The following is a 21,130-nucleotide window of genomic DNA, read 5'->3' as shown; positions in this document are numbered from 1 at the left end:
TCATGAAAGCTGAATTGATGAAGCGAATGTTCAAGGGGATATTTTCTGAGGATATTGTATCCCTGAAAAAGATAGCGCAGATTGTCATAGTTGATGAACGCACGCATGGTCACACTAAGTTAGCAGCTTCATTAGAAAATATATCCGTAACCGAAAAACCGCGTTTCACTGTGTTTGGTGATCGGCCAAAGTATAGTGTAAACGGTGTTAGCGTTTCGACTTTGCCCACAAGCAAACGGGACAATTCCCCCCTTGTTGCATTTGTGCCGCGCGAACAACTTAAACATCATATGGTGTTACCGCAAAACGTCGAAGAGCGGCTACAGTCCATTGAGAAAGAGTACGCGGCTAAAGAACGGCTCGGCAAGTATAACCTGACGCCGAAGAAAAAAATATTGCTTCACGGAGCGCCAGGTTGTGGAAAAACACTGAGTGCTGAACGAATTGCTTGGAATCTAGGATTGCCATTACTTAAAGTGCGATTTGACGCTTTGTTGTCGTCATATTTCGGCGAGTCCGCCTCCAACCTCCGCGCCGTATTTGATTATTGCAGGCGCGAGCCTGTTGTTCTATTGCTGGACGAGTGTGATTTTATCGCAAAGTCGCGCATTGCGCCTCAAGATGTTGGCGAAGTGCCGCGAATAGTGAATATGCTGCTTACCTTGCTTGATGAATACGATGCTCCGGGACTTGTCATAGCGACAACGAACTTGAAAGTGACGCTAGACGAAGCATTATTCCGGCGCTTTGATGATGTTCTCGAGATTCCGATGCCGGATGCTGTTGCTCGTGAGAAACTCCTCGGTATGACGCTTTCCGCAATTCCCGTTTCATCGGATTTGAGCATTCGGGGTGTGGCAGAAGAGCTTGATGGTTACTCGTCGGCGAACATCGTCTTAATCGCGCAACGAGCAGCTAAATATGGCATTTTGGAGGGCGGCAAGAGAGTAGGACAAGCACACTTCAATCGTGCGATATTCGAAGGCTCAAAGTTCTAATATCAGAGGTCAAAACAAATGTCTAAACCCAATGACTTTATGCATCTCCCACTCCCACTTAAATATAGCGGTAAGCCCAAGTTGCGCGGTGGCGGCGAACCGAATCCGCAAACAGTGGAAAATAGAAAGAATCGAACCACGCACGGTGCATACATAAAACGGCGGGCAGTTGAACTGTCGCATTTTTGGCGTGAACGCCGTGATGAGCGAAAGCAAATGGGATTACTCGATATTCAACTTGGCATTCCTTTCCTGTTGAAGATAGACCCTGATGCCGATGTAGAGTTTTTGCGTGGATTGGGATTTGAAATAGTATGCTCTCTTGAAGATGGCTATATTGTCGTTGCCTCTGATGATATCGATCTAGTGAAATTTAATGCTAAGGTAGATGATTTTATCCAAGTAAACCGTAACTCTGGAACACCCGCAAGAATATACGCGATGTGTGCGGACGAAGAGAGATTGCGCTACATTTTGCCCGATTCACTTTATGCCGGATGGGCAAATCTCAATGACGATGATTTATACTGCGTTGATATTGGTGTAAGTTGCGGAGGTACCCTTCCACTTCCTGAGCGACCTAAGCGAAAAGAAGACGAAACGGACGAGTGTTACGATCAGCGTTCTAGTGACTGGCAGCGGCAGTTCAATGAAGCATATCAAAAGTGGGACGATTTAGCCTCGGAGCGTCAAGAGGAAATCATTGAAATTATCTCCACATATAATGGCGACATCCCATCGGGGTTTATCGATGAAACAGACAGTTTTTCGTTCAGACTGAATATTATTGGAAAAGGATTGCGTGATTTCGTTTTAAATTACCCGTATATCTTTGAGGTGTTAACGATTCCCGATGTACGGATGGAATCTTCTCTAAGAAACATGAGTACTGAAGATAACACTGTTGAAATTTTAGCGCCTGAAAGTGACGCGCCTATTGTGTGTGTCATTGACAGCGGAGTACAGGAAGCCCATAAGTACATTGCTCAAGCGATTATTGCAAAAGATTCAGTTTGCCTTATCCCAAATGAAACAAACGTCACTGACGAAGTGCCGGGGGGAGGACACGGAACAAGAGTTGTTGGAGCAATCCTATACCCCAATGGAGTTGCAGGTTTCGGAACGTATCAATTACCTCATTTTATCCGCAATGTAAAAGTACTTGACAGTGGTAACAGTTTGCCCGCTGACGTAGACCCTCCCAAAACTATCCTGACCATAACAGAACAGTTTTCGAAGAATGCGCAACCGCCGTCTAAAATCTTTAACCACTCTATAAGTGAAAGGGTTCCTTTTACGAGCTTAAGACATATGTCTTCTTGGGCATCTCAAATTGATTTGCAATCATACAAAAAAGATGTTCTGTTCGTTCAAGCCGCGGGAAATATTCCGCCTGAAATTATTTCGGCACTGATTACAGCAAAACAACCTTACCCCGATTACCTAGGACATGAGCTGACACGATTGGCAAATCCCGCTCAAAGTTTGCAGGCACTAACGGTTGGTTCTGTGTCTATAAGTAATTACGTAACGGACGATGTAATGTCAATGGGCAAGACTGGCGAAATCGCTTCATTTTCGCATATTGGGCCGGGCATTTGGGACACTATAAAGCCCGATGTCGTTGAATATGGAGGAACCTACGCTATTAACAAAGATGGCGCTGATATTAGATTGACAACACCCCCCGGAGTGTGCCCAGAACTCGTTCGTCGTTCTCCACCTGGCGTGGCGTTTGACAGAGATGGCGTAGGAACTTCATTTGCGGTACCTAAAGTGACGAATATAGCGGCTGAAATTGAAAAAATATTGCCAAATTCTCCGGCTTTATTGTACCGTGCGCTCATCGCTCAATCCGCGCGTTGGGTAGAACCGACTAAAGAAAGAACTCCTCAAGAGTGCGAGGATATGTTACGTAGAGTAGGCTTTGGAATCCCTGACGTGGAAAGAGCTACTTATAACAATAGCTATCGAGTTACCTTTATCACACCGTCCATTGTTGAAATAGGTGTTGGCGAAGCGCACGTTTACAGCATAAAGATACCTGATGAATTAAGCGCTGTTGGTGAAGATTTTGATATTCTTGTGGAGGTGGCGCTTTCGTATGCCGCTAATCCACGTCGTACACGGCGATACATTAGAGGCTATCTTTCCACTTGGGTAGACTGGATTGCCAGTAAGCAGAATGAAAAGGCGGAAATATTCGTACAGCGAATATTTAACGATGGTAAAGCCATTGACGATGAAGGAAACTTCTCTTGGATGTTGGGGGAATCACGTGGGAGTGGGAGAGGCCGCGGGCAGATAGCCGGCTTTTCAAGAAAACGAGGAACGTTACAAAAAGACTGGTGCGTTATCAAGTCTAATCAACTGACAGACGAATTTTGTGTTGCTGTTTGCGGTCACAAAGGATGGGGGAGCTTGTTCAAAGCAAAATATGCCCTTACTATCTCCTTTGAGGCATTTAATCAAGCTATTCCGATTTACGGGCCTATACGCTTGGTGAATGAAATTGAGCTCGGAAGTCAGGAGATTGATTTGGAAATATCCTTATAAGAGATACGATATTTGGATGGTGGATCTTACGTGTTGATGAACTGATATCAACTTTCGATATCAGTTCATCAGAAAAGCACATCAACACATTAGGCCCGCTACCAACGACACAGCAATTTCGGACATCCTAAAGGATATCGACCGTGGCGCAAGTCAGTTGCCCGACTTTCAAGTGGGATGACGATAGGCTACGAGCGCAACGGCGAACTGAAGATCTATTACTTCGGCATGAATTTATTGTAAACAAGTTCTAATCATTAACAAACTAATCATTAACAAATACGAGGAGGATGAAATTTACTACAAAGATAACCCCAAAAGGACAATATCGTTAGAGGCTTGCCTCAAAAAGGTATTCACGAATGACAATACTCCTATGAGAAAAAATCTTGAAAAGATCGTTGAATTAAGAAACGCGAGTGCCCATTTAGTGACGGAAGAATATGAGATTATCTATTTTCCGTTATTTCAATCGTGCGTGCTTAACTTTGTGGAAAAAATGCAGGAATATCATTCTATCGACGTTGAAAAAGCTATGCCCCAGAGTTTTTTAAACTTAATAGTGAGCACGACACAAATCAATTATGTGGAAATTCGCTCAAAGTATCCACAAGTTAACCCCAGGGGCATGGGATTCTCGCTAGACCCTACCTACTCCCATTCGGGAACCCAGCCTGCATCCTTCACGGGTTAACCATTTATATTATGGCACATAATGTCGTTTTTTTTGAATACGTAAAGGTTTAAAATGAAAACGATGAAACCAATACTGTAATCGCCTCAAGCCTTATGCGCTTGAGTCAGTACCAGACGAGCCTCAGATTCTTCACCAACGGTCTCCGCCCCCTGAGCTTAGAATTGAGAAGGAGGTAGCGCGCGAAAATGGATCGTCAAAAGATACTCGTGATCGACGACGAGACGAAAATCATCGAGGTCGTCGAGTCTTTTCTGGAAAGCAAGGGATTCGCCGTGTTCGGGGCAGGGAGTGCCGGACAGGCCTTTGAGGTTTTCGAGCGGGAAAACATCGCGTTGATCCTCCTAGACCTGATGCTCCCCGACATGACGGGAGAGGAGTTCTGCGCGGCCATACGCAAGAGGTCCCATGTCCCCATCATCATGCTGACGGCCAAGGTGGCGGAGGAGGACATGCTGAGAGGGCTGGGTCTTGGAGCGGACGATTACGTCACGAAGCCCTTCAGCCTGAAGGAGCTTTTCGCCAGGGTGGAGGCCGCGCTGCGTCGAAGCGGGGAGTATCTTTTGCCCCCAGGAAACAAAATAGTCTTCGATGGCGACGGGGAAACTTTGGAGATTGACTTCGAGGGCCGCTCCGTCAAAAAAGACAACCGGACGATCGGCCTGACCCCCAATGAGTTCAAGATTCTGGAAGCCCTGGCAAAGTATCCCAACAGAGTTTTCACCAGAGATCAGCTCATTGACATTGCCCTGGGCGACGAATTTGACGGCTTCTCCAGGGCTATTGACAGCCACGTCAAAAACCTGCGCCAAAAAATGGAAAGCAACCCTAAAAATCCCGTCTACATCTTGACGGTCCACGGAGTGGGCTACAAATTTGGAGGGCATCGTGAAAAAGCATAAAACGAAGCGTAGCCTGAAGGCGCAATTATCCCTGAACATCGCCCTGGTGGCCTTGCTCACCGTGGCGTTGATCAGCGTCCTGTCCAATATCTTCATCAAGCGGCGGTTCGAGGACTATATTTTGGAGCAGCAGCGCCAGAGAACCGAGGAGATTCTATCGAGCCTGAGCCAGCAATACGACGAAAACACCCAATCATGGAACCTGAGTTTCGTACACGCCATCGGTATGCATGCCCTTTACGACGGCTATATCGTCGAGGTGGACGACGCCTCTGGGGGGATGTTATGGGACGCAGAAACCTGCGATATGAGCGCCTGCGCGCGGGTGATTGAGGACATCTCCCAGAAGATGCGAACCAGTTCTCCAGGCCTCGATGGCAAGTTCACGGAAACGAGCTTTGCCCTGACCCGGAACGGGCAAAAGATCGGCGCGGTCCGCGTCAACTACTTTGCCCCCTACTTTTTCGACGAAAATGACGTCTTGTTTCTGGAGGCTTTGAACACCGTTCTCGTGGGAAGCGGCGTGTTTTCTCTTTTGCTTGCCATTATCGTGGGTTGGCTTCTGGCAAGGCGCATGAGCAACCCCATCCGTCGAACGGCGGAGGTGGCGAAGCAGATGTCCGGTGGGGACTACGCTGCCAGGATTGAGGAGAAAACGAGCGTCTTGGAACTGGACGAGTTAGTGCTCTCGGTCAACCGGCTGGCCCGTTCCCTGAGCGAGCAGGAGAACCTGCGCAAACAGCTCACCGCCGACGTGGCCCACGAACTGCGCACGCCTCTGACCACCATAGGCACTCACATCGAGGCCATGATAGAAGGCGTCTGGCAGCCCACGAAGGAACGCCTGTCGAGTTGTCACGAGGAGATCCAGCGAATCAGCAAACTGGTGCGAGACATCGAAAGCCTGGCGAGAGTCGAAAGCGACAACCTCAAGCTCGATAAAGCCCCGGTAAACCTCCGAGAGCTTGCGGAAAAGACCCTTCGCTCCTTCGAGACGGAGATCGCCGATAAAAAATTGCGCCTGTCTGTGGAGGGAAGCAGCCCTGAGATCTGGGCCGACCGAGACAGGATCCGTCAAGTTTTGGTCAACCTTCTTTCCAACGCCGTGAAGTACACTCCGCCGAACGGGAACATACGCGTCATTTTGTCGGAGATGGACGCCGCCGCGCTGCTCGTGGTGGAAGACGACGGGACCGGCATCCCGGAGGAAGAACTGCCCATGATTTTCGAGCGTTTCTATCGCGCCGACAAGTCCCGAAACCGTATGTCCGGCGGGTCCGGCATCGGACTCGCCATTGTCCGGTCCATCGTGACGGCTCATGGAGGCAAGGTCGAAGCCGGCAACCGCTTCGAGGGAGGCAGCCGCTTCCAGGTGAGACTTCCGGTCAAGGCCGCGGGGAAAATTTAGCACTTCTTTACAGAATAAAGGCGGTAATTTACATTAAAATTCCCTAAAACTGTATATAATCTTATGTGAGCATTTTGATTAGCTCAGACAATTACAGGGTAGGGGATGAGTTTATGAATGCGAATTCTGTTTCAAGTAGCAGCAGCACTTTGAGGGAAGAGTACCTCGAACAACAGCGAAAATTACAACAGCAAAAACAACAGACGGAAAGCACAGATACGTCCGCCGGAAATCAGAGGACATCCAAATCGACGGCCCCCACAGCGGCAGCAACTGCCAAAGTGGAAACATCTGTCAAAGTGGAAGCATCTGCCTTGACGGCATCTAGCAGCGATACATCCAGCAATCAGACTCTTATCAACAAAGCCAGTAGTGGCGCTGAGTTGAGTTCTTCTGAATTATCGACTCTAAAGGAAATAGATCCTGCCCTCTATGCCAGGGTGATGAAGGCGCAGAAAGCCCGAACGGGGGAATCCTCAAATTTCACCCCCAAATATGATCAGGTTATCATTTCGGGCAGGTAAAATCTCTCGGGCGGAAAACATTGAGATTTGTAGGTACGACGCCTTTCCATGATTTTCGAGCGGTTTTATCGCGCCAACAAGTCCCGAAAACGTATGTCCGGCGGGTCCGGCATCGGACTCGCTATTGTCCGGTCCATCGTGACGGCTCATGGAGGCAAGGTCGAAGCCGGCAACCGCTTCGAGGGAGGCAGCCGCTTCCAGATCAGACTACCGCATCAGACTACCGTATCAGACTACCGGTCAAGGCCGCGTATAATTTAAAGTGATTTTAGAGGTATGCACGTCGGAGGTCTACACGCGTTTGCCCTAGAGTCCATAACCAAAGGATCGTTTCACGCCTCGAAGTTCACTTTTCGCTTATTCTTTCTCGCTTCTCACTTATTATTTCTTGCTTATCGCTTATTGCTTTTTGCTTATTGCTTTTTCAAAAGGGAGATGTATAATTCCTTCGGTACAAGAGGTTAGACTGGTCGGTCGAACTTGGATCCCATCTTATAAAACCTAGGGTTACGGGGTTTTCCGACTGAAGAACGACTGAAGAACGATCAAAAGCGACAAGGAAAGGTTTGGGTGAAAAATTCAATCTTAGGTACAAAATTCGATTAGGTACAAAAGTCGATGGCAAAAGTCGATGTGGAAGGGTGATTTTCTATAGTTAGGCAGGAGCGACTGGACGACGCCAAGCGTTTGCGGCTGATAGAAGCAGCAATCGCGGAATTTGCGGAACGGGGTTTCAACGCGGCCTCCTACAACAAGATCATCGAGCGTTCGGGGCTTAGCAAGGGAACGGTTTACTATTATTTCGACAATAAAGAAAGCCTCCTCTTGACGGTGATGGACGAGATATGTCAAAGGTTCATGTGTGCCGTGGGAGGGCTCCAGCTTCCAGATACAAAAGAGGAGTATTGGGCGACGAACTGGGAATATCATCAGAAGGCGATCCGATTTTTCTTCGAGAATCCGTCGTTAGGACGCGTGATGTTTCGTCTCTCGAAGGATGAACCCTGTTTCTGCGAGCAATTGAAGGACTCTCATGAACGGACGACGCGCTTCATGGCCGCTCTGTTTGTCCGGGGACAGGAAATCGGGGCCGTCCGTGAGGATTTGCCGCTGGAGACGATAGGGCGGCTGATGCATGCGATAGGGCACGTCCTTTTTGCCGACATCGTAGAGGAACGCGGCGTCGACCTTCAAGACCTTCAAGACGCGGAAGTGTGCTCGCGAATTGGAAAGTTTATGAAGATTATGCATGATTTGAGTCAAAGGATATTGACTCCCGAGGAGGTTCGACATGTTTAAAAGCGTATTGAAGAAGTTGAACAAAGTCAGGATACTGTTTTGGCTGGTGGTGATCGGCGCGGGGATGACCGTGCTGGCGTTCGAGGTGCAGGCGAAATTGAAGGAGGCCGCGGCGAATGTGGCGTCCCTAAACCAAGTGGAAGAAACGCGTTATCCGGTGACTTTAGTCGCCGTGACGCCAACCACGTGGGAATCTTGGCGGAGTTACTATGGACAAGCCAAGGCCGCGCGCACACAGGACGTGACTTCCTATGTGCGGGAGATCGTTCAGTCTGTCCACGTGCAGGTGGGAGACACCGTCAAGGCGGGGCAGACCGTGGTGTCTCTGCGAAAGGCGGACTACGCCGCCAATGCCCAAGCCAGCCGAACGGGATATGAAGAGGCCCGGTTGAACTACAATCGCCTTCTAGAGCTCAGCAAAAAAGGCGGAGTGTCCCAATCAGAGGTGGACAGGGCTTACGCTTCCATGAAGGCACTGGAGGCCAGTGATCAATCCTCGCGGTCCACACTCCAGAGGACGGAGCTAAAGGCCAGCATCAACGGCGTCGTCGCCGCCCGTAACGTGGAGCCGGGCGAGGTTGCAGAGGTGGGCAAGTCGCTCATCGCCATCGTCGACCCCTCCAACATGGAAGCCCAACTGATGGTTTCCAAAAAAGACATCCACAATATCAATAAGGAGACTCAGGTGGAGCTGCTTGTTGATAGTATCGCCAGCAAGGGCTGGGTCAAGCGTTTGAGCCCCGAGGCTCAGATGGGTTCGGGACTGTATCCCGTCGTCGTGGGGCTATCCGTCGATAGCGGAATTTTGCCGGGAACGTATCTTGAGGGACGTTTGCTCGTCGAACAGAAGAAGGACGTTATCGTCATTCCCTCGAACATCGTCATGTACCGCGGCGACAAAAAGTTTGTCTATATCGCCGGCGACGACGCGGATGGGATTTCAAAAGCCAAATTAGTCGAGATTCGCACGAACGAAGGTCGGAACGGACAGGTTATCGTCATATCAGGACTTAAAGCGGGGGATCAATTAATCATCAGTGGTAACCGATCACTTTTCGACGGAGCGCTGCTTGCATTCCAGAAAGACCGTTGAGTAACGATTATGGGAGGTTTTATACGCTTCTGCATCCGCCGCCCGGTCTTCACCTGGTGCGGGGTGATTATTTTCGTGCTCCTTGGATGGAGCAGCTACGCGACATTGGGTGTGACTCTTTACCCCGATGTAGAGTTTCCTTTTGTGTTGGTTATGACGGAGTACACAGGCGCCAGTCCTAACGAAATCGAACAATTGGTCTCGAAACCCATCGAAGACGCTTTAGCCGACTTGGAGGGCCTAAAAACCCTCACCAGTTACTCCCAAGACGGCGTTTCTATGGTGGCTGTCGAGATGCAAGCGGGTTCTAACCCCGACCTAGCGTTGGTGGACGTCAACAACAAAGTCAAGGCGGCGCGGCAGACCCTCCCTGACGACGTCGAGGAGCCGATCTGCACGAAATTCGACATCAACTCACAGCCCTTCCTGACCGCCTCTTTCACCTCGACCTTGCCGGAAAAGGACGCGAAGAAGTACATCGAAGACCGTATCAAACCCTTGGTCGCTCGCGTCGGGGGAGTCGGGCAGGTTCAGGTATCGGGTGGCAGGGACCGAGAGATCCAGATCATCCTGGATCCCGTGGCCCTCTCCGACTACAACGTCACGTACCAGCGTATTTGCGCCGTCGTGGCGGCGAATAACATCACGAACCCCTCCGGCTATATCACGCAGAAGATCGATGAAATATCCCTGCGCCTGGTGGGTGAGTTCAACGAGGTGGAGCAGCTCGAGAATATTATCATCCCCACGGCTGCCGGCGACCCCATACCTCTTTCGCTTCTGGGAAAAGTGGTAGATGGTGAGGAAGATGTGCGTTCCATCGCGCGGGCCAACGGAGAGTCGGTGGTTCAGCTCCAAGTCAGCCCTCGCGCTAACGCCGACGTGGTCACCGCGGGCAAAGAAGTCAAGAAAGAGCTGGCGGAGATCTTGAAGAGTCTTCCTGAGTTCAGCGTGACCTACACCCACGACGATACGCCTTTCATCGAAACCTCGGTCAAAAACGTCATGCGTGATACGGCCGTCGGCATCGTGCTGACGGCTCTTGTCATCTACCTTTTTTTAGGACGTCTTTCGGCGACGTTTATCGTCGCCGTGTCGATGCCCGTGGCATTCATGGGCACCTTCGTTCCCATGCAGGGGCTCGGTTACACGCTGAACCTCATGAGCACGCTGGGACTGGCGCTTTCCATGGGCACCCTGGTCATGAACGCGATCTTGATCATTCAGAACATCTACCGTTATCGTGACCTGGGCTACGACCCCTTCGAGGCCGCCGAAAAAGGGACGGAAGAAATTTCCATTTCCGTTTTGGCCGGGGTTCTGACCAACCTGGGGGTTTTTTTGCCCGTGGCTTTGATGCAAGGAATCGCGGGACAATTTCTGGCTCCCTACGCCGTCACAATTCTCTACGCGACGATCCTCTCCCTCTGGGTGACCATGTCTGTAACGCCCTGCATGGCGGCGCGCATCAAATCGAGCGGAGAGATCTCCCTGATGGGGCGCATCCTGACCGGTTGGTGGGACTGGCTCTATGAGGGATTCAAGGACACGTTCATGTTCTTTCTCCGACGCTCAACGCGACATCCCGTTATTACCATGCTGATTTTCATGGGGTTGATGTATGGTTCTCTGAGGTTGGGAGCCCTGATTGGAACTGAGTTTATCCCCGTCACCGATGATGGGACGATCAGCATCGACCTGACCCTCGCCAACAGCGCCTCGATCTCGGAGACCGAGGAAAAGACCCGCGCCGTGGAAAGTTTTATCGAATCTCTCCCTGAAAAGCGGTACGTTCGTGACATTGTCGCGACAATCGGGGCTTCGAGGCGGAACAGCTCCATCTACAAGTCGTTGATCTCTGTCTACCTGAAAGAGGACCCGCGTCGCCCATCGACGCAGGATATAGCGGATAGAATCCGTCCGTTTCTGGCGACGTTGGAGGGTGTGGAATACGCTATCACCGATACCCGCAGAGGCTTCAGCGACCCCATCGAGGTACGGATTAACGGTGAGGACATGAACGTCCTTTACTCCATCGCGGAGGAGGTGCGCGCTAAGGGCCGTTCGATTCCCGGCGTGCGCGACCTGACCATTCAAACCGAGATGGGTAAACCCGAACTTCAGATCACCCCCATTCGCTGGCGCCTTTCGCCTCTGGGTTTGAATCTGTCGGACCTGGCGAACATCGTAAAGGGATACCTGATCGGCAACGCGTCTGGAAAATTCCGCAGCGGCGGGTTCGAGTACGACATCAAAGCCCGGTTGGATCGTCAGAAGGCGGGCGACATCTACACGGTGGAGGATTTGCCGATTATGACCCCCTATGGGCTGGTTCCTTTGAAGGAAATGGCGAACGTGGCTTGGAGAGACGCCCCAACGGAGATTCGCCGCGTCGAGCGCGAGCGCGCGGTGGTGGTTACGGGTAACGTGCGCTACATCACGGCGGGTGAGGGCAACGATAAAATAAGAGAACTCCTGTCCACGTTTACCTTACCTGAGGGGTACTCCTTCACCTTGGGTGGCGAGGCCGAAGACATGGCGGAGGACTTCGCGGAACTTTTCCGCGCCATCGCCATCGCCATTCTGATCACCTACATCATTGTGGCGGCCATCATGGAGTCGTGGGCTTACGCTTTCATCATCCTGCTGACGGTCCCCATGGCCTTGATTGGTGTGGTTCCCGCGATGTTGCTTTCGGGAACGTCCATATCTCTTTTCGCGCTCATCGGCGCGGTCATGTTGATCGGCATGGTGGTCAACAACGCTATCGTCGTTGTGGATTACGCGGAAACGCTGCGCAGGGACGAGAACGTCCATCCGTACCAAGCCATTGAGCAAGCCTCCGAGGTGCGTTTTAAGGCTTTGGTCATGGCTATCGCGACCTCGGTTGTATCTCTACTTCCCCTGGCGATGTCTACAGGCAACGGATCGGCAATGCGCGCTCCCATCGCGGTTGTCGCTATCGGCGGTCTGATCGCGGGAGGCTTCCTGGCTCTGCTGGCGATCCCGGCAGCCTATAAAATTTATTGGTCACTCCGGTTTCGTTTGGGAGGCGGGAAAGAAAGCGCCGCAACCGCGCAGACGGCGTAAACGGCACCCGTTCAAACGAGCGCCAATAATATTCAAGTCTCCAAGTTTTCAAATCTCCAAGCCTTCAAATCTCCAAGTCTTCGATTCTTCGATTCTTCGATGAAAGTCCCCGGATCTTCCGGGGGCTTTACGTTTCTTCTACACGTCTCTTCTAGACACCTCACGCCTCTTCTAGATACCTCTTTTAGACGCCATAGACTGTTTTATGGAAGCTCTTGGCAAGCAATAAAAAATTTGATAATATATTCAAAACAGGAATACAATCATAGCTATCTCGAATCTTGATATCCAACGCGGGTCAAAGCCGCAGAAAAACGCGGGTCAAAGCCGCAGAAATTTGAAAGCTTTGTGATACTCGCGAAGTATGAAAATTTACAATCCCACGACTTGAGTCGTGGGAGTATGTCAATCAGAGAACCGTATTCAAAAGCCATTGCCAGGAGTCTCTTTGAACCGCGAATCAAATATTTATTCGGGTGCAGTTGAGATGTGCGTAATCTTGCCAGAAACGCTGTATGACTCTAATTCGTAAATATGACTCTAATTTGTAAAAGAATTTGTAAAAGAATTTGTAAAAGTGAAGTGTCCCAAATTTTAAAATGAGGAGGAGGTAAACGGTGAGTAAAAGAACCCAATTGGATTTTGAACTTCTGCGATACGCGATTACAGGGGGAACAATTTTGGGCGGCGGCGGAGGCGGAAATCCAGACATGGGACGTGAATTTGCCGAACTCGCGCTACAACATGGTGATTTATACCTTACAGATATTCATGAGATCCCGGACGACGCGATTATTCTTACTGTGTCTAATGTGGGCGCTCCGGCTGCCCTAAATCGATACCTTACCGCGGAACAAACTCTCCGACCAATTCAGTTGATTTTGCGAAACAAAGAACTGAATATCGGGGGAATCATTACTAATGAACAAGGCGGTGGCGCTACCGTCAATGGTTGGTATCAAGCGGCTATTTTAGGAATCCCTTTACTGGACGCGCCTTGCAATGGGCGCGCTCACCCAACTGGGGTGATGGGAAGCCTGAATCTGCATAAAATACCAGATTATGTGACGGTACAAGGGGCAACAGGAGGCAATCCCGCAACAAACGATGAAATAGAATGTTTTGCGCAAGGTTCCATTAACCATACATCAAGGTTGGTTCGTGCCGCCTCTATAGAAGCGGGGGGAGTTGTCAGTGTCGCCCGTAACCCGATAACCGTAGCTTACGCAAAAGAAAATTGCGCCATTGGAGGGATTTCTCACGCGATAGAAACAGGCAGAACCTACACCCTAGGGCTTGATGTCGCTAATCCAGCCGAAGCCATACAAAGAGTAACGCAATTTTTAGACGGTAGAAGAATCGCGAGAGGCATTGTAAATAATTTTTCTCTTGAGACCGTTGGCGGATACGACATTGGTAAGTTCCATGTCAACGATATGGAACTTACGTTTTGGAATGAGTATATGACTTGGGACGATGGAGATATGCGTGTGGCCACTTTCCCGGAATTGATCATGACTTTTGACGCAAAGACAGGAACTCCCCTGACAACCGCCATGATAGAAAATGATCGTGATGTATTCATAATATGTACCGCAATGAAAAATTTGCGCTTATCCAGCACGATGTATGAGCCGGACTTAATCAGAGAAGTTGAAGAGGTGATAGGCAAAGAAATGCTTAAATATCTTGATTTGACGCGTCCGTGAAATCTTTCATTAGTTATTATTTATCATTTATTTATTAGTTATTAGTATTAGGGACATTAGTATTAGGGACATGTTCTTGAAGTCGCTTATTCCTGGAGTTTCAAATCTTATTTTATCTCAATATTTTATATACTTATATAAATATCTTACGTATAAGTGAGGAAAATGAAATGGAGAATATTGAAATGGAGAACATGAACGGTACTTCTCGAAACTCGCCCCACGCGACACCCGCTTCGCATGTAAAAGCGCTGGAAATGGAAACTCTGTTTTTCAGTCTTTTGGTGTCGGCGGGATCCGCGATCATTTGTATGCAGATCATCTCACGCCTTGGTTTTACACCTAACACCTCCATCATCGGGGCGTTGCTCGCAATGGCTGTGGGCAGACTGCCTTTCACGACAATGAAGAAATTTCGCTCAATCGACCGCCAGAATTTGGTACAGACAATGGCCTCCGCCGCGGGCTTCGGCGCGGCTAACTGTACGCTGTTGGCCGTCGCCATTCTTTACGCCTATGGCGACATGACCCTCGTCGTCCCCATGCTCATCGGATCGGGAGCCGCGACGTTGATCGGAATCCACATGGTGTACTCCCTCTATGACTCCGAACTGTTTCCCGCCGCCGGCTCCTGGCCTCCCGGTGTGGCAACGGCGCAGGCAATCAACGCGGGCGACGAAGGAGGCAAAAAAGCGCGTAACCTGGTCTACGGTATCCTGCTGGGAGCCATAGGGAGTAGCAAGTTGTTCGCGTTTCCTTCCCTCGGCGTCAGCGGATTGCCTATGGCCGGCATGGGGATCGCTTTCATAGCCAATGTCTTCGCCATGCTTGCTTTGGCCCTAGGGCTTATCATTCGAGGCTACTTTCCGTACATAGCGAGAGCTCTCGCCCCCATCGCTTCGGGGATAGGTTTCGAGCTGCCCATTAACTTGGGAACCACCTATATTCCCCAGGGAGTCATGATCGGCGCGGGAATGGTGTCGCTTGTACAAGCTCTGTTCATTATCTTCAAACAAAAGAACCCGGAGGCGTTTTTAGCGGAGGACCATTATACGGTTTCGACCGCTAGTGTGAAAAAGGCGCTTGCTACCCATTTCATTTTTTTCGCCGTCGGCGCGTTAACTTTGGCCCTATGGAGCGGTATCACGTCGGAGATGGAAACCGGTCAGCTGGTTTTGTGGGTTGTCTGGTGTACTTTTTCCGCGGCGGTGGCTCCTATTTTGGTGGGACTGTCCGCGATGCACTCGGGCTGGTTTCCGGGGTTTGCCGTCAGCGTCATTTTTGTGATCTTCGGGATATTCATGGGGTTTCCCCCAAGCGCCCTGATTCTGCTCACCGGCTATGTGACCAGTACGGGACCCTGTTTTGCGGATATGGGTTATGATCTCAAAACGGGTTGGCTTCTCCGTGGCAAGGGAACCAACGTGGCTTACGAGTTGGACGGGCGTCGTCAACAGGCCATCGCCGAGCTGATGGGTGGCGTTTTGGCCATCGTCATTACGGCTCTTTTTATGAATATGCACTTTAAACTGGATATGATCCCTCCTGTCAGCAAAGTTTTCGCGACCACTATCCAGGCGGGGATCCAACCAAGCATATTGCCTCAACTGATCGGGGGCGCCGTTTTCGGGGCATTGCTCCAATTTATCGGAGGCGCCAAGAAAGCGCTGGGCATCCTTTTCGCAACGGGTCTCTTGATCAATAATCCCGTTTACGGCATCGGATTGCTCGTCGCTCTTTTGATTCGTTGGCCGCTGGAGAAAAAGTACAAGGCAGGGCTGGAACTTTACGGCGGCGGTTTTGTGGCGGGAGATGGCATCTATGGCTTCATCAACGCCCTCATCCGTAGCTTTTCGTAGTCCGCACACCGCATTTTGACTTGCGGTAACCCAACGCTGATATAGTAGAGATATAGGAGTATAGGTATATACCTGTTGGGCTATCCGATTGGGCTATCCGATGGAAAGGCATGGAATAGGTGTTGATGTAGGAATTAAGGAAACAGCTACGGTTTCTAAGCATCAGATTTTTAGCAATATATAGCAATACAAACAAAGCATCCAGAGTTAAGAAATTAAAACGCGGGCTTAAACGAGAGCAACGTAAATTTTTTCGAAAAATTAATTCTTGACGGCTGTTGATCGAAATCTGTTGATAAAAAATAGAAAGAAGGTGAAACCTGCTACTGTAAAATTTGCGAACCGCGATTTGAACGCGGCTATAAACCTATAGTGTAATGTTATGTACCGTGGGCTACACGGAAATTTAAGCTTTTGGACTTCCGTATAAACTTGAGTAGCTTTGGCGAAAGAGGGAAGGATGAAGCAGGAAAAATAAGGATAAGGAAAAATAAGGATGAAGAAGGAAAAATCTGGACTATTACACATTTGCATAGGTTTTCAGTAGCAGAAGAAAATATGTCCATGAAATACACGATTGAAGCATATGAATTGCTGGATAGCCGTTCCGTCTCCGGGGAAAGCGTCAAAGAATCCCTCGTCGTCGCCGGAGTGGACAAAAACGCCGTGACGGTCAAAACTGTTCAAGGCCCCAAGGGCCGCACGGATTTCGTTAAGATCTGGCTAAAAGGCTCGGAAGGGAAGAAAAACGGCGGCAAGGCCCCAACTTTGGGGATTGTGGGGCGTCTGGGCGGAATCGGAGCGCGACCGGAGCGGGTGGGGATTGTTTCGGACGGTGACGGAGCGATCGCGGCCTTGGCTACGGCCATGAAACTGGGAAAAATGGCTCAGATGGGCGACGCACTGAAAGGAGACGTTTTCATCTCCACTCACATCTGTCCCAACGCTCCAACGTGCCCTCACGATCCCGTTCCCTTCATGGACTCCCCTATCAACATGTCCATTGCCAACGCTGAGGAGATAACCGACGATCTGGACGCCGTGCTTTCCATCGACACGACCCGCGGAAACCGTATAATCAATCACCGTGGTTTCGCTCTATCTCCTACGGTAAAGGAAGGCTACATCTTGAGAATCAGCGAGGACCTGTTGACGCTGATGAGCTACGTCACGGGCCGGGACCCCGTGGTCTTCGCCCTCACAACCCAGGACATCACACCCTACGGCAACGACCTCTATCACCTTAACAGCATTCTTCAACCCTGTACCGCGACAAAGGCCCCGGTGGTTGGCGTGGCCTTGACCGCGGAGTCGGCGGTGCCCGGTTGTGCTACGGGTTCCTCTCAGGTCGTGGACATTGAGCTTGTGGTCCGTTTTTCCATCGAGGTCGCCAAAGCCTTCGGTGAGGGCAAGATTGCGTTTTACGATAAAAAGGAGTTTCAGCGCATCGTCAATTTATACGGCTCAATGGCCCATCTCCAGACCATGGGTACCGGAAAACAAAATGTGAACAAAACGTGATTAATATTTTTTGATGAAAGTCCCCGGATCTTCTGGGGACTACATATAGTATCTGAATAAGCTATAATATATTAATATTCATTAAAATTCATTAAAAGATCGGTCAGGATAGTTCTTCTTGATATTTTCCCCGCACGTTCTTTCGTTCTTCTTCGAGAAGGGCGAGCTTTTTTCGGTATTCCGACGGTGTCGAACCCGTGAATTTTTTGAATTTCTTGCCGAAGTAATGGCCTTCGTGGAAACCCACCGAGGTTGCGATATCCGTTATGGGGTCTTCTGTCTCCTCCAGCGTCCGCTTGGCCGCTTCGAGCCGTTTATGGAGGACATACCGCGAGAAGTTGACCCCAACCTCTTTCTTGAAGAGTCTGCTGAAATAGTAACTGCTGAGAGAAACCACATCTGCCACGGAGTCCAAACTGATGTCCTCGCCATAGTGGGCGTCGATATAGGCCAACGCCAGAGTGATTTCCCGCGACATGATATTGAGGGGGTAAAACTTGAGGTGTTTTTTCATCTTCGCGGGTATGCGCGCACTCGACTTGCCGCGTCCGCCGCGTTTCAGAACGATTTCCCTGATCGTCTCCGCTCGTATTGGCTTCAAAAGGTACTCGGCGATGTTCAGCGGCGTGTGACGTTCGTCCTTGTCCTGAAAGTTATCTTCATCTGCGCTCGTCAGAACGATGACGACGTCTCTGTCTTTCAGGCGGATCCGCGCGGCGGCTTCTAATCCTCCGAAGGCCCCCATGCCGCAATTGAGGAAAACGATGTCTGGCTTCAGCACAGAACAAAGCTCGACAGCCATATCTCCGTTGCCTCCCTCACCGACTACCTCTGTATTTTCGATGCTGCGGAGAACTTTTTTGATAAATTCCCGCTCTAGATATTCATCATCGACTACCACAATACGGCACATTTTTGCCTCACTCGACCTGAGCCGGCTTACGCGCGGCTATTTCCAGCCGGGCTGTCACGCCGCCCTCCGTGTTTTCGGAAAATTGAAGTTTGAAACCATTCTCCCAGAAATACCGCAGCCTTTTACGCAAATTATAGATCCCATCGGCTGAAAAATTCGTGGGCAGGGTATTCAGGTCCCCCATGCCGTTCAATAATGTCAATCGATCTTTGGAGGCGCCCGCCCCGTTGTCGCTCACCTCGAAACAAACCATGCCGTTCTCCTTGAAACCACGCAATCTAACATTAACATAGCCAAGGCCGTTTTTTTTCTCCAGCCCGTGATGCATGGAGTTCTCTACCAACGCCTGAAGGGACATGGAGGGTATGAGGCAATCCCGTATATCGGGCTGGACGTCGAAAGTAAACGAGAGTAGGTCACCAAAACGCACTTTCTGGATGAAGAAATAGTTTTTCACATTTTGCAGTTCTCGTTCCACCGTCACGCGGGGTTCGTCATTTCGCATGAAGTAACGGCACATGTCAGCTAGCGCGTAAATGACGTCTTCCGCCTTCCGCGCGCCCTCCATGTGTGCCTGACGCCCCGCGACGTTGAGCGCGTTGAAAAGAAAATGAGGCGATATTCGCGCGTGGAGCAACATCATCTCCATTTCGTCACGTTGGCGGGTGAGTTCTTCCTGTCGCTTTCTGTCCTCCAAAAAGCGGGTGTCGCGTCTTTGGGAGTAAAATTGTTCCACGATGAAGTTGACGATCCTATTGAGCAACTCGGCTGTTTCTTTGATGCGCCGCACCGGTAGCACGGGTATTTTGTCGTGCAGGGCGCGTAGTTCCGGCCTGTCAGTAAAAATGTCGTCGCTCTGTTCAAGGAGGCGGGTCTTAAGCGCCGTATCGTCGTCGGCTTTCACCTGGCCGCACATGACGGAGGCCATGTACTCGCCATCGACGATAATGGGAACCGCGAAGTCGATCAGGCCCGCGTGACATCGGTGGATGCACAGAGAACCCTTGCGCACGGCTTCGAGCCCTGAGTGGGCGTCGGACTGACAACAATAATAGTGGAAAAACTCGTCCTCTCTTAATTTCAGACAAAATTGTGAAAAATTGCTATATTTTAGAAGCGGTTTTCCTTGAAAGTCGACCGTAATGGCGGCAAACCCAGTAGCAGAGGCAAAGCAGTCTTGAATCTCCTGCAACAGATCAGGTGAAACGATCTCGAACAGCTTCAAAAAATCCACCTCCCTCCGCTTCGAACCCGCCTCGAACCCGCTTCAAAGCAAATTGAAATAAAAGACTTAAAGTTAGAATAGTCAAAGCGATTTCGAGCGTTTGAAATTCCCTGGCAATTGGCTGTGAACTCTCGAAAACTATTATATACTGAATAGCCGCAAGGTACACACATCCCTTAAGCGCGCGTTTGCCCTGATTTGATCTCGCGGATGGAGCGTTGCGCGTGCGCGTGCGCGTGAAATACCCGGCGATGATGTCTTTGGGTGCCGGATAAACTGCGCCTCTGCCCCCAAGCGTCGCGTCTCCGCTGCGGAGCGTAGGGTAGCGCCGCCGTGACGACGCGCTTAACGCGCTTGACGATGGGGCGTTGGTCGGGAACGCGCTCGGGAACGCAGGAGCCCGTATACACTGCCATACCTCGAAAGCCCGCTGCTTGCTCACCTTGTCCACCTTGCGCGGGTCAGGATAGTTCGCCAGTTCCACTGGCTTACTGGCTTTTGTCGGCTTATTGGATTTTATTGACTTTAAAAGGTCCTCGGCTGGGGGGCGCGCAACCGCAGGTTGCGCATATTCTTTTTGCGTAGGAGCAAGAGTAGGAACAAGAGCAAGAGCAAGAGAAGAAGCCGGGGCCGTCGCCGGCGAGTCGCCAGCGTTCGCCGCGCGCGCGCCAGCGTTGACCCCGGCGAGCTCCTGGAGGGTTAGTTCAAAGGTTAGTTCAAGAGTTGGTTCAGGGGTTGGTTTGTTAGCGTTCGCTATCGATGGCACAAACGTATGGTCACGCGTTTCTACGTTCTCGTTTTGCGTCGCCAGAACAGAGTCCTTCCATAGAACAGAGTCCTTCCATGAAGCATAATCTAGAGCATACTCTGAAGCATAATCTAGAGCATACTCCGAAGCATAATCTAGAGCATACTCCGAAGCATACTTTTTATTTAGTCGTGGGAGTATGTCAAATGGAACATAGTCTTTCCATTGTTGATATTCTTCTTTGGAAAGAGAAGTTACTTTAAGCTGTTGAAGTTCTTCATAAGCCGCTCTATTGACTTGCTTCAATTTTCCTAGACGAGAAGCGTTGCTTCGATCATCGGCTCTGGCGGCCCACGGATTATGTTCTATCCAATCGTGTATTGCGTAACGCCCGTTTTCTTCATCGATCCATCCTAAGGCAACCAGGAATTTTATCAGCGTTCCCGGTTCACCTTTCCACTCGGCGGCAATTTCGATGTCCTCGGTATCCAGTCCCCGCAAATCCCCATCAGGACGATTACAGGCAACCCACGCCCAAAGGATCAACAAAGACTTGACGCCTTCGAGTCCAACGCAACGTTCAAGTTTCAC

Annotated in this window: 15 protein-coding genes and 1 pseudogene; 13 read left to right on the top strand and 3 right to left on the bottom strand. The window is 50.3% G+C overall.

The genetic code is table 11. The features are described 5' to 3' along the window. The first annotated feature begins 2 nt into the window (after nucleotides 1-2). The 13 genes and pseudogenes from LBJ36_01165 (at nucleotide 3) to LBJ36_01105 (ending at nucleotide 17,653) form a co-directional block, all read left to right on the top strand. Nucleotides 3-998 (top strand): ATP-binding protein, encoded by a 996-nt coding sequence (locus LBJ36_01165; protein MDR1377651.1) that lies wholly within the window; start codon nucleotides 3-5, stop codon nucleotides 996-998. Nucleotides 999-1,016: 18 nt separating this feature from the next. Next, complete coding sequence (locus LBJ36_01160) at nucleotides 1,017-3,554, top strand: S8 family peptidase (GenBank protein ID MDR1377650.1); 2,538 nt, start codon at nucleotides 1,017-1,019, stop codon at nucleotides 3,552-3,554. A 268-nt stretch (nucleotides 3,555-3,822) separates the two neighbouring features. Beyond that, the gene (locus LBJ36_01155; protein ID MDR1377649.1) at nucleotides 3,823-4,248 is read left to right on the top strand and encodes a DUF3644 domain-containing protein; all 426 of its coding nucleotides are present in this window, start codon (nucleotides 3,823-3,825) and stop codon (nucleotides 4,246-4,248) included. Between the two features lie 188 nt (nucleotides 4,249-4,436). Continuing rightward, a complete protein-coding gene (locus LBJ36_01150) occupies nucleotides 4,437-5,150 on the top strand; it encodes a response regulator transcription factor (GenBank protein ID MDR1377648.1) in 714 nt (237 codons plus the stop codon). Next, complete coding sequence (locus tag LBJ36_01145) at nucleotides 5,137-6,558, top strand: HAMP domain-containing protein (protein ID MDR1377647.1); 1,422 nt, start codon at nucleotides 5,137-5,139, stop codon at nucleotides 6,556-6,558. Before LBJ36_01150 ends, LBJ36_01145 begins: the two co-directional genes overlap by 14 nt. Nucleotides 6,559-6,671: 113 nt before the next feature. Further along, a complete protein-coding gene (locus tag LBJ36_01140; GenBank protein MDR1377646.1) occupies nucleotides 6,672-7,082 on the top strand; it encodes a hypothetical protein in 411 nt (136 codons plus the stop codon). Nucleotides 7,083-7,133: 51 nt separating this feature from the next. Beyond that, a pseudogene (locus LBJ36_01135) lies at nucleotides 7,134-7,343 on the top strand (hypothetical protein). 426 nt (nucleotides 7,344-7,769) lie between these two features. Continuing rightward, nucleotides 7,770-8,381 carry a TetR/AcrR family transcriptional regulator gene (locus LBJ36_01130; GenBank protein ID MDR1377645.1) on the top strand — a complete coding sequence of 204 codons (612 nt, stop codon included), beginning with the start codon at nucleotides 7,770-7,772 and terminating at the stop codon, nucleotides 8,379-8,381. Continuing rightward, nucleotides 8,374-9,474, top strand: coding sequence for an efflux RND transporter periplasmic adaptor subunit (locus LBJ36_01125; protein ID MDR1377644.1), 1,101 nt, complete (start codon nucleotides 8,374-8,376; stop codon nucleotides 9,472-9,474). Before LBJ36_01130 ends, LBJ36_01125 begins: the two co-directional genes overlap by 8 nt. Before the next feature lie 9 nt (nucleotides 9,475-9,483). Further along, nucleotides 9,484-12,564, top strand: coding sequence for an efflux RND transporter permease subunit (locus LBJ36_01120; GenBank protein ID MDR1377643.1), 3,081 nt, complete (start codon nucleotides 9,484-9,486; stop codon nucleotides 12,562-12,564). Nucleotides 12,565-13,181: 617 nt separating this feature from the next. After that, complete coding sequence (locus tag LBJ36_01115) at nucleotides 13,182-14,273, top strand: DUF917 family protein (protein ID MDR1377642.1); 1,092 nt, start codon at nucleotides 13,182-13,184, stop codon at nucleotides 14,271-14,273. 170 nt (nucleotides 14,274-14,443) lie between these two features. Beyond that, nucleotides 14,444-16,132, top strand: a complete 1,689-nt coding sequence (locus tag LBJ36_01110; protein MDR1377641.1) for an OPT/YSL family transporter — start codon at nucleotides 14,444-14,446, stop codon at nucleotides 16,130-16,132. Between the two features lie 564 nt (nucleotides 16,133-16,696). Further along, nucleotides 16,697-17,653, top strand: a complete 957-nt coding sequence (locus LBJ36_01105; GenBank protein ID MDR1377640.1) for a DUF1177 domain-containing protein — start codon at nucleotides 16,697-16,699, stop codon at nucleotides 17,651-17,653. Nucleotides 17,654-17,756: 103 nt separating this feature from the next. Here LBJ36_01105 and LBJ36_01100 read toward each other — a convergent pair whose 3' ends face one another. Genes LBJ36_01100 through LBJ36_01090 form a run of 3 tightly spaced genes read right to left on the bottom strand, consistent with a single transcriptional unit; the run spans nucleotide 17,757 to nucleotide 21,130 of the window. Continuing rightward, nucleotides 17,757-18,566, bottom strand: coding sequence for a helix-turn-helix domain-containing protein (locus LBJ36_01100; GenBank protein MDR1377639.1), 810 nt, complete (start codon nucleotides 18,564-18,566; stop codon nucleotides 17,757-17,759). A 7-nt stretch (nucleotides 18,567-18,573) separates the two neighbouring features. Continuing rightward, nucleotides 18,574-19,791, bottom strand: coding sequence for a PocR ligand-binding domain-containing protein (locus tag LBJ36_01095; GenBank protein ID MDR1377638.1), 1,218 nt, complete (start codon nucleotides 19,789-19,791; stop codon nucleotides 18,574-18,576). Then, on the bottom strand, nucleotides 19,763-21,130 hold the full coding sequence (locus tag LBJ36_01090) for a hypothetical protein (protein ID MDR1377637.1): 1,368 nt from the start codon (nucleotides 21,128-21,130) through the stop codon (nucleotides 19,763-19,765). Before LBJ36_01090 ends, LBJ36_01095 begins: the two co-directional genes overlap by 29 nt.

The sequence above is a fragment of the Synergistaceae bacterium genome (assembly GCA_031267575.1).
GTDB lineage: Bacteria > Synergistota > Synergistia > Synergistales > Aminobacteriaceae > JAIRYN01.
The sequence above is the reverse complement of the archived record's forward strand: the minus strand, read 5'-3'. Positions and strand labels throughout refer to the sequence as shown.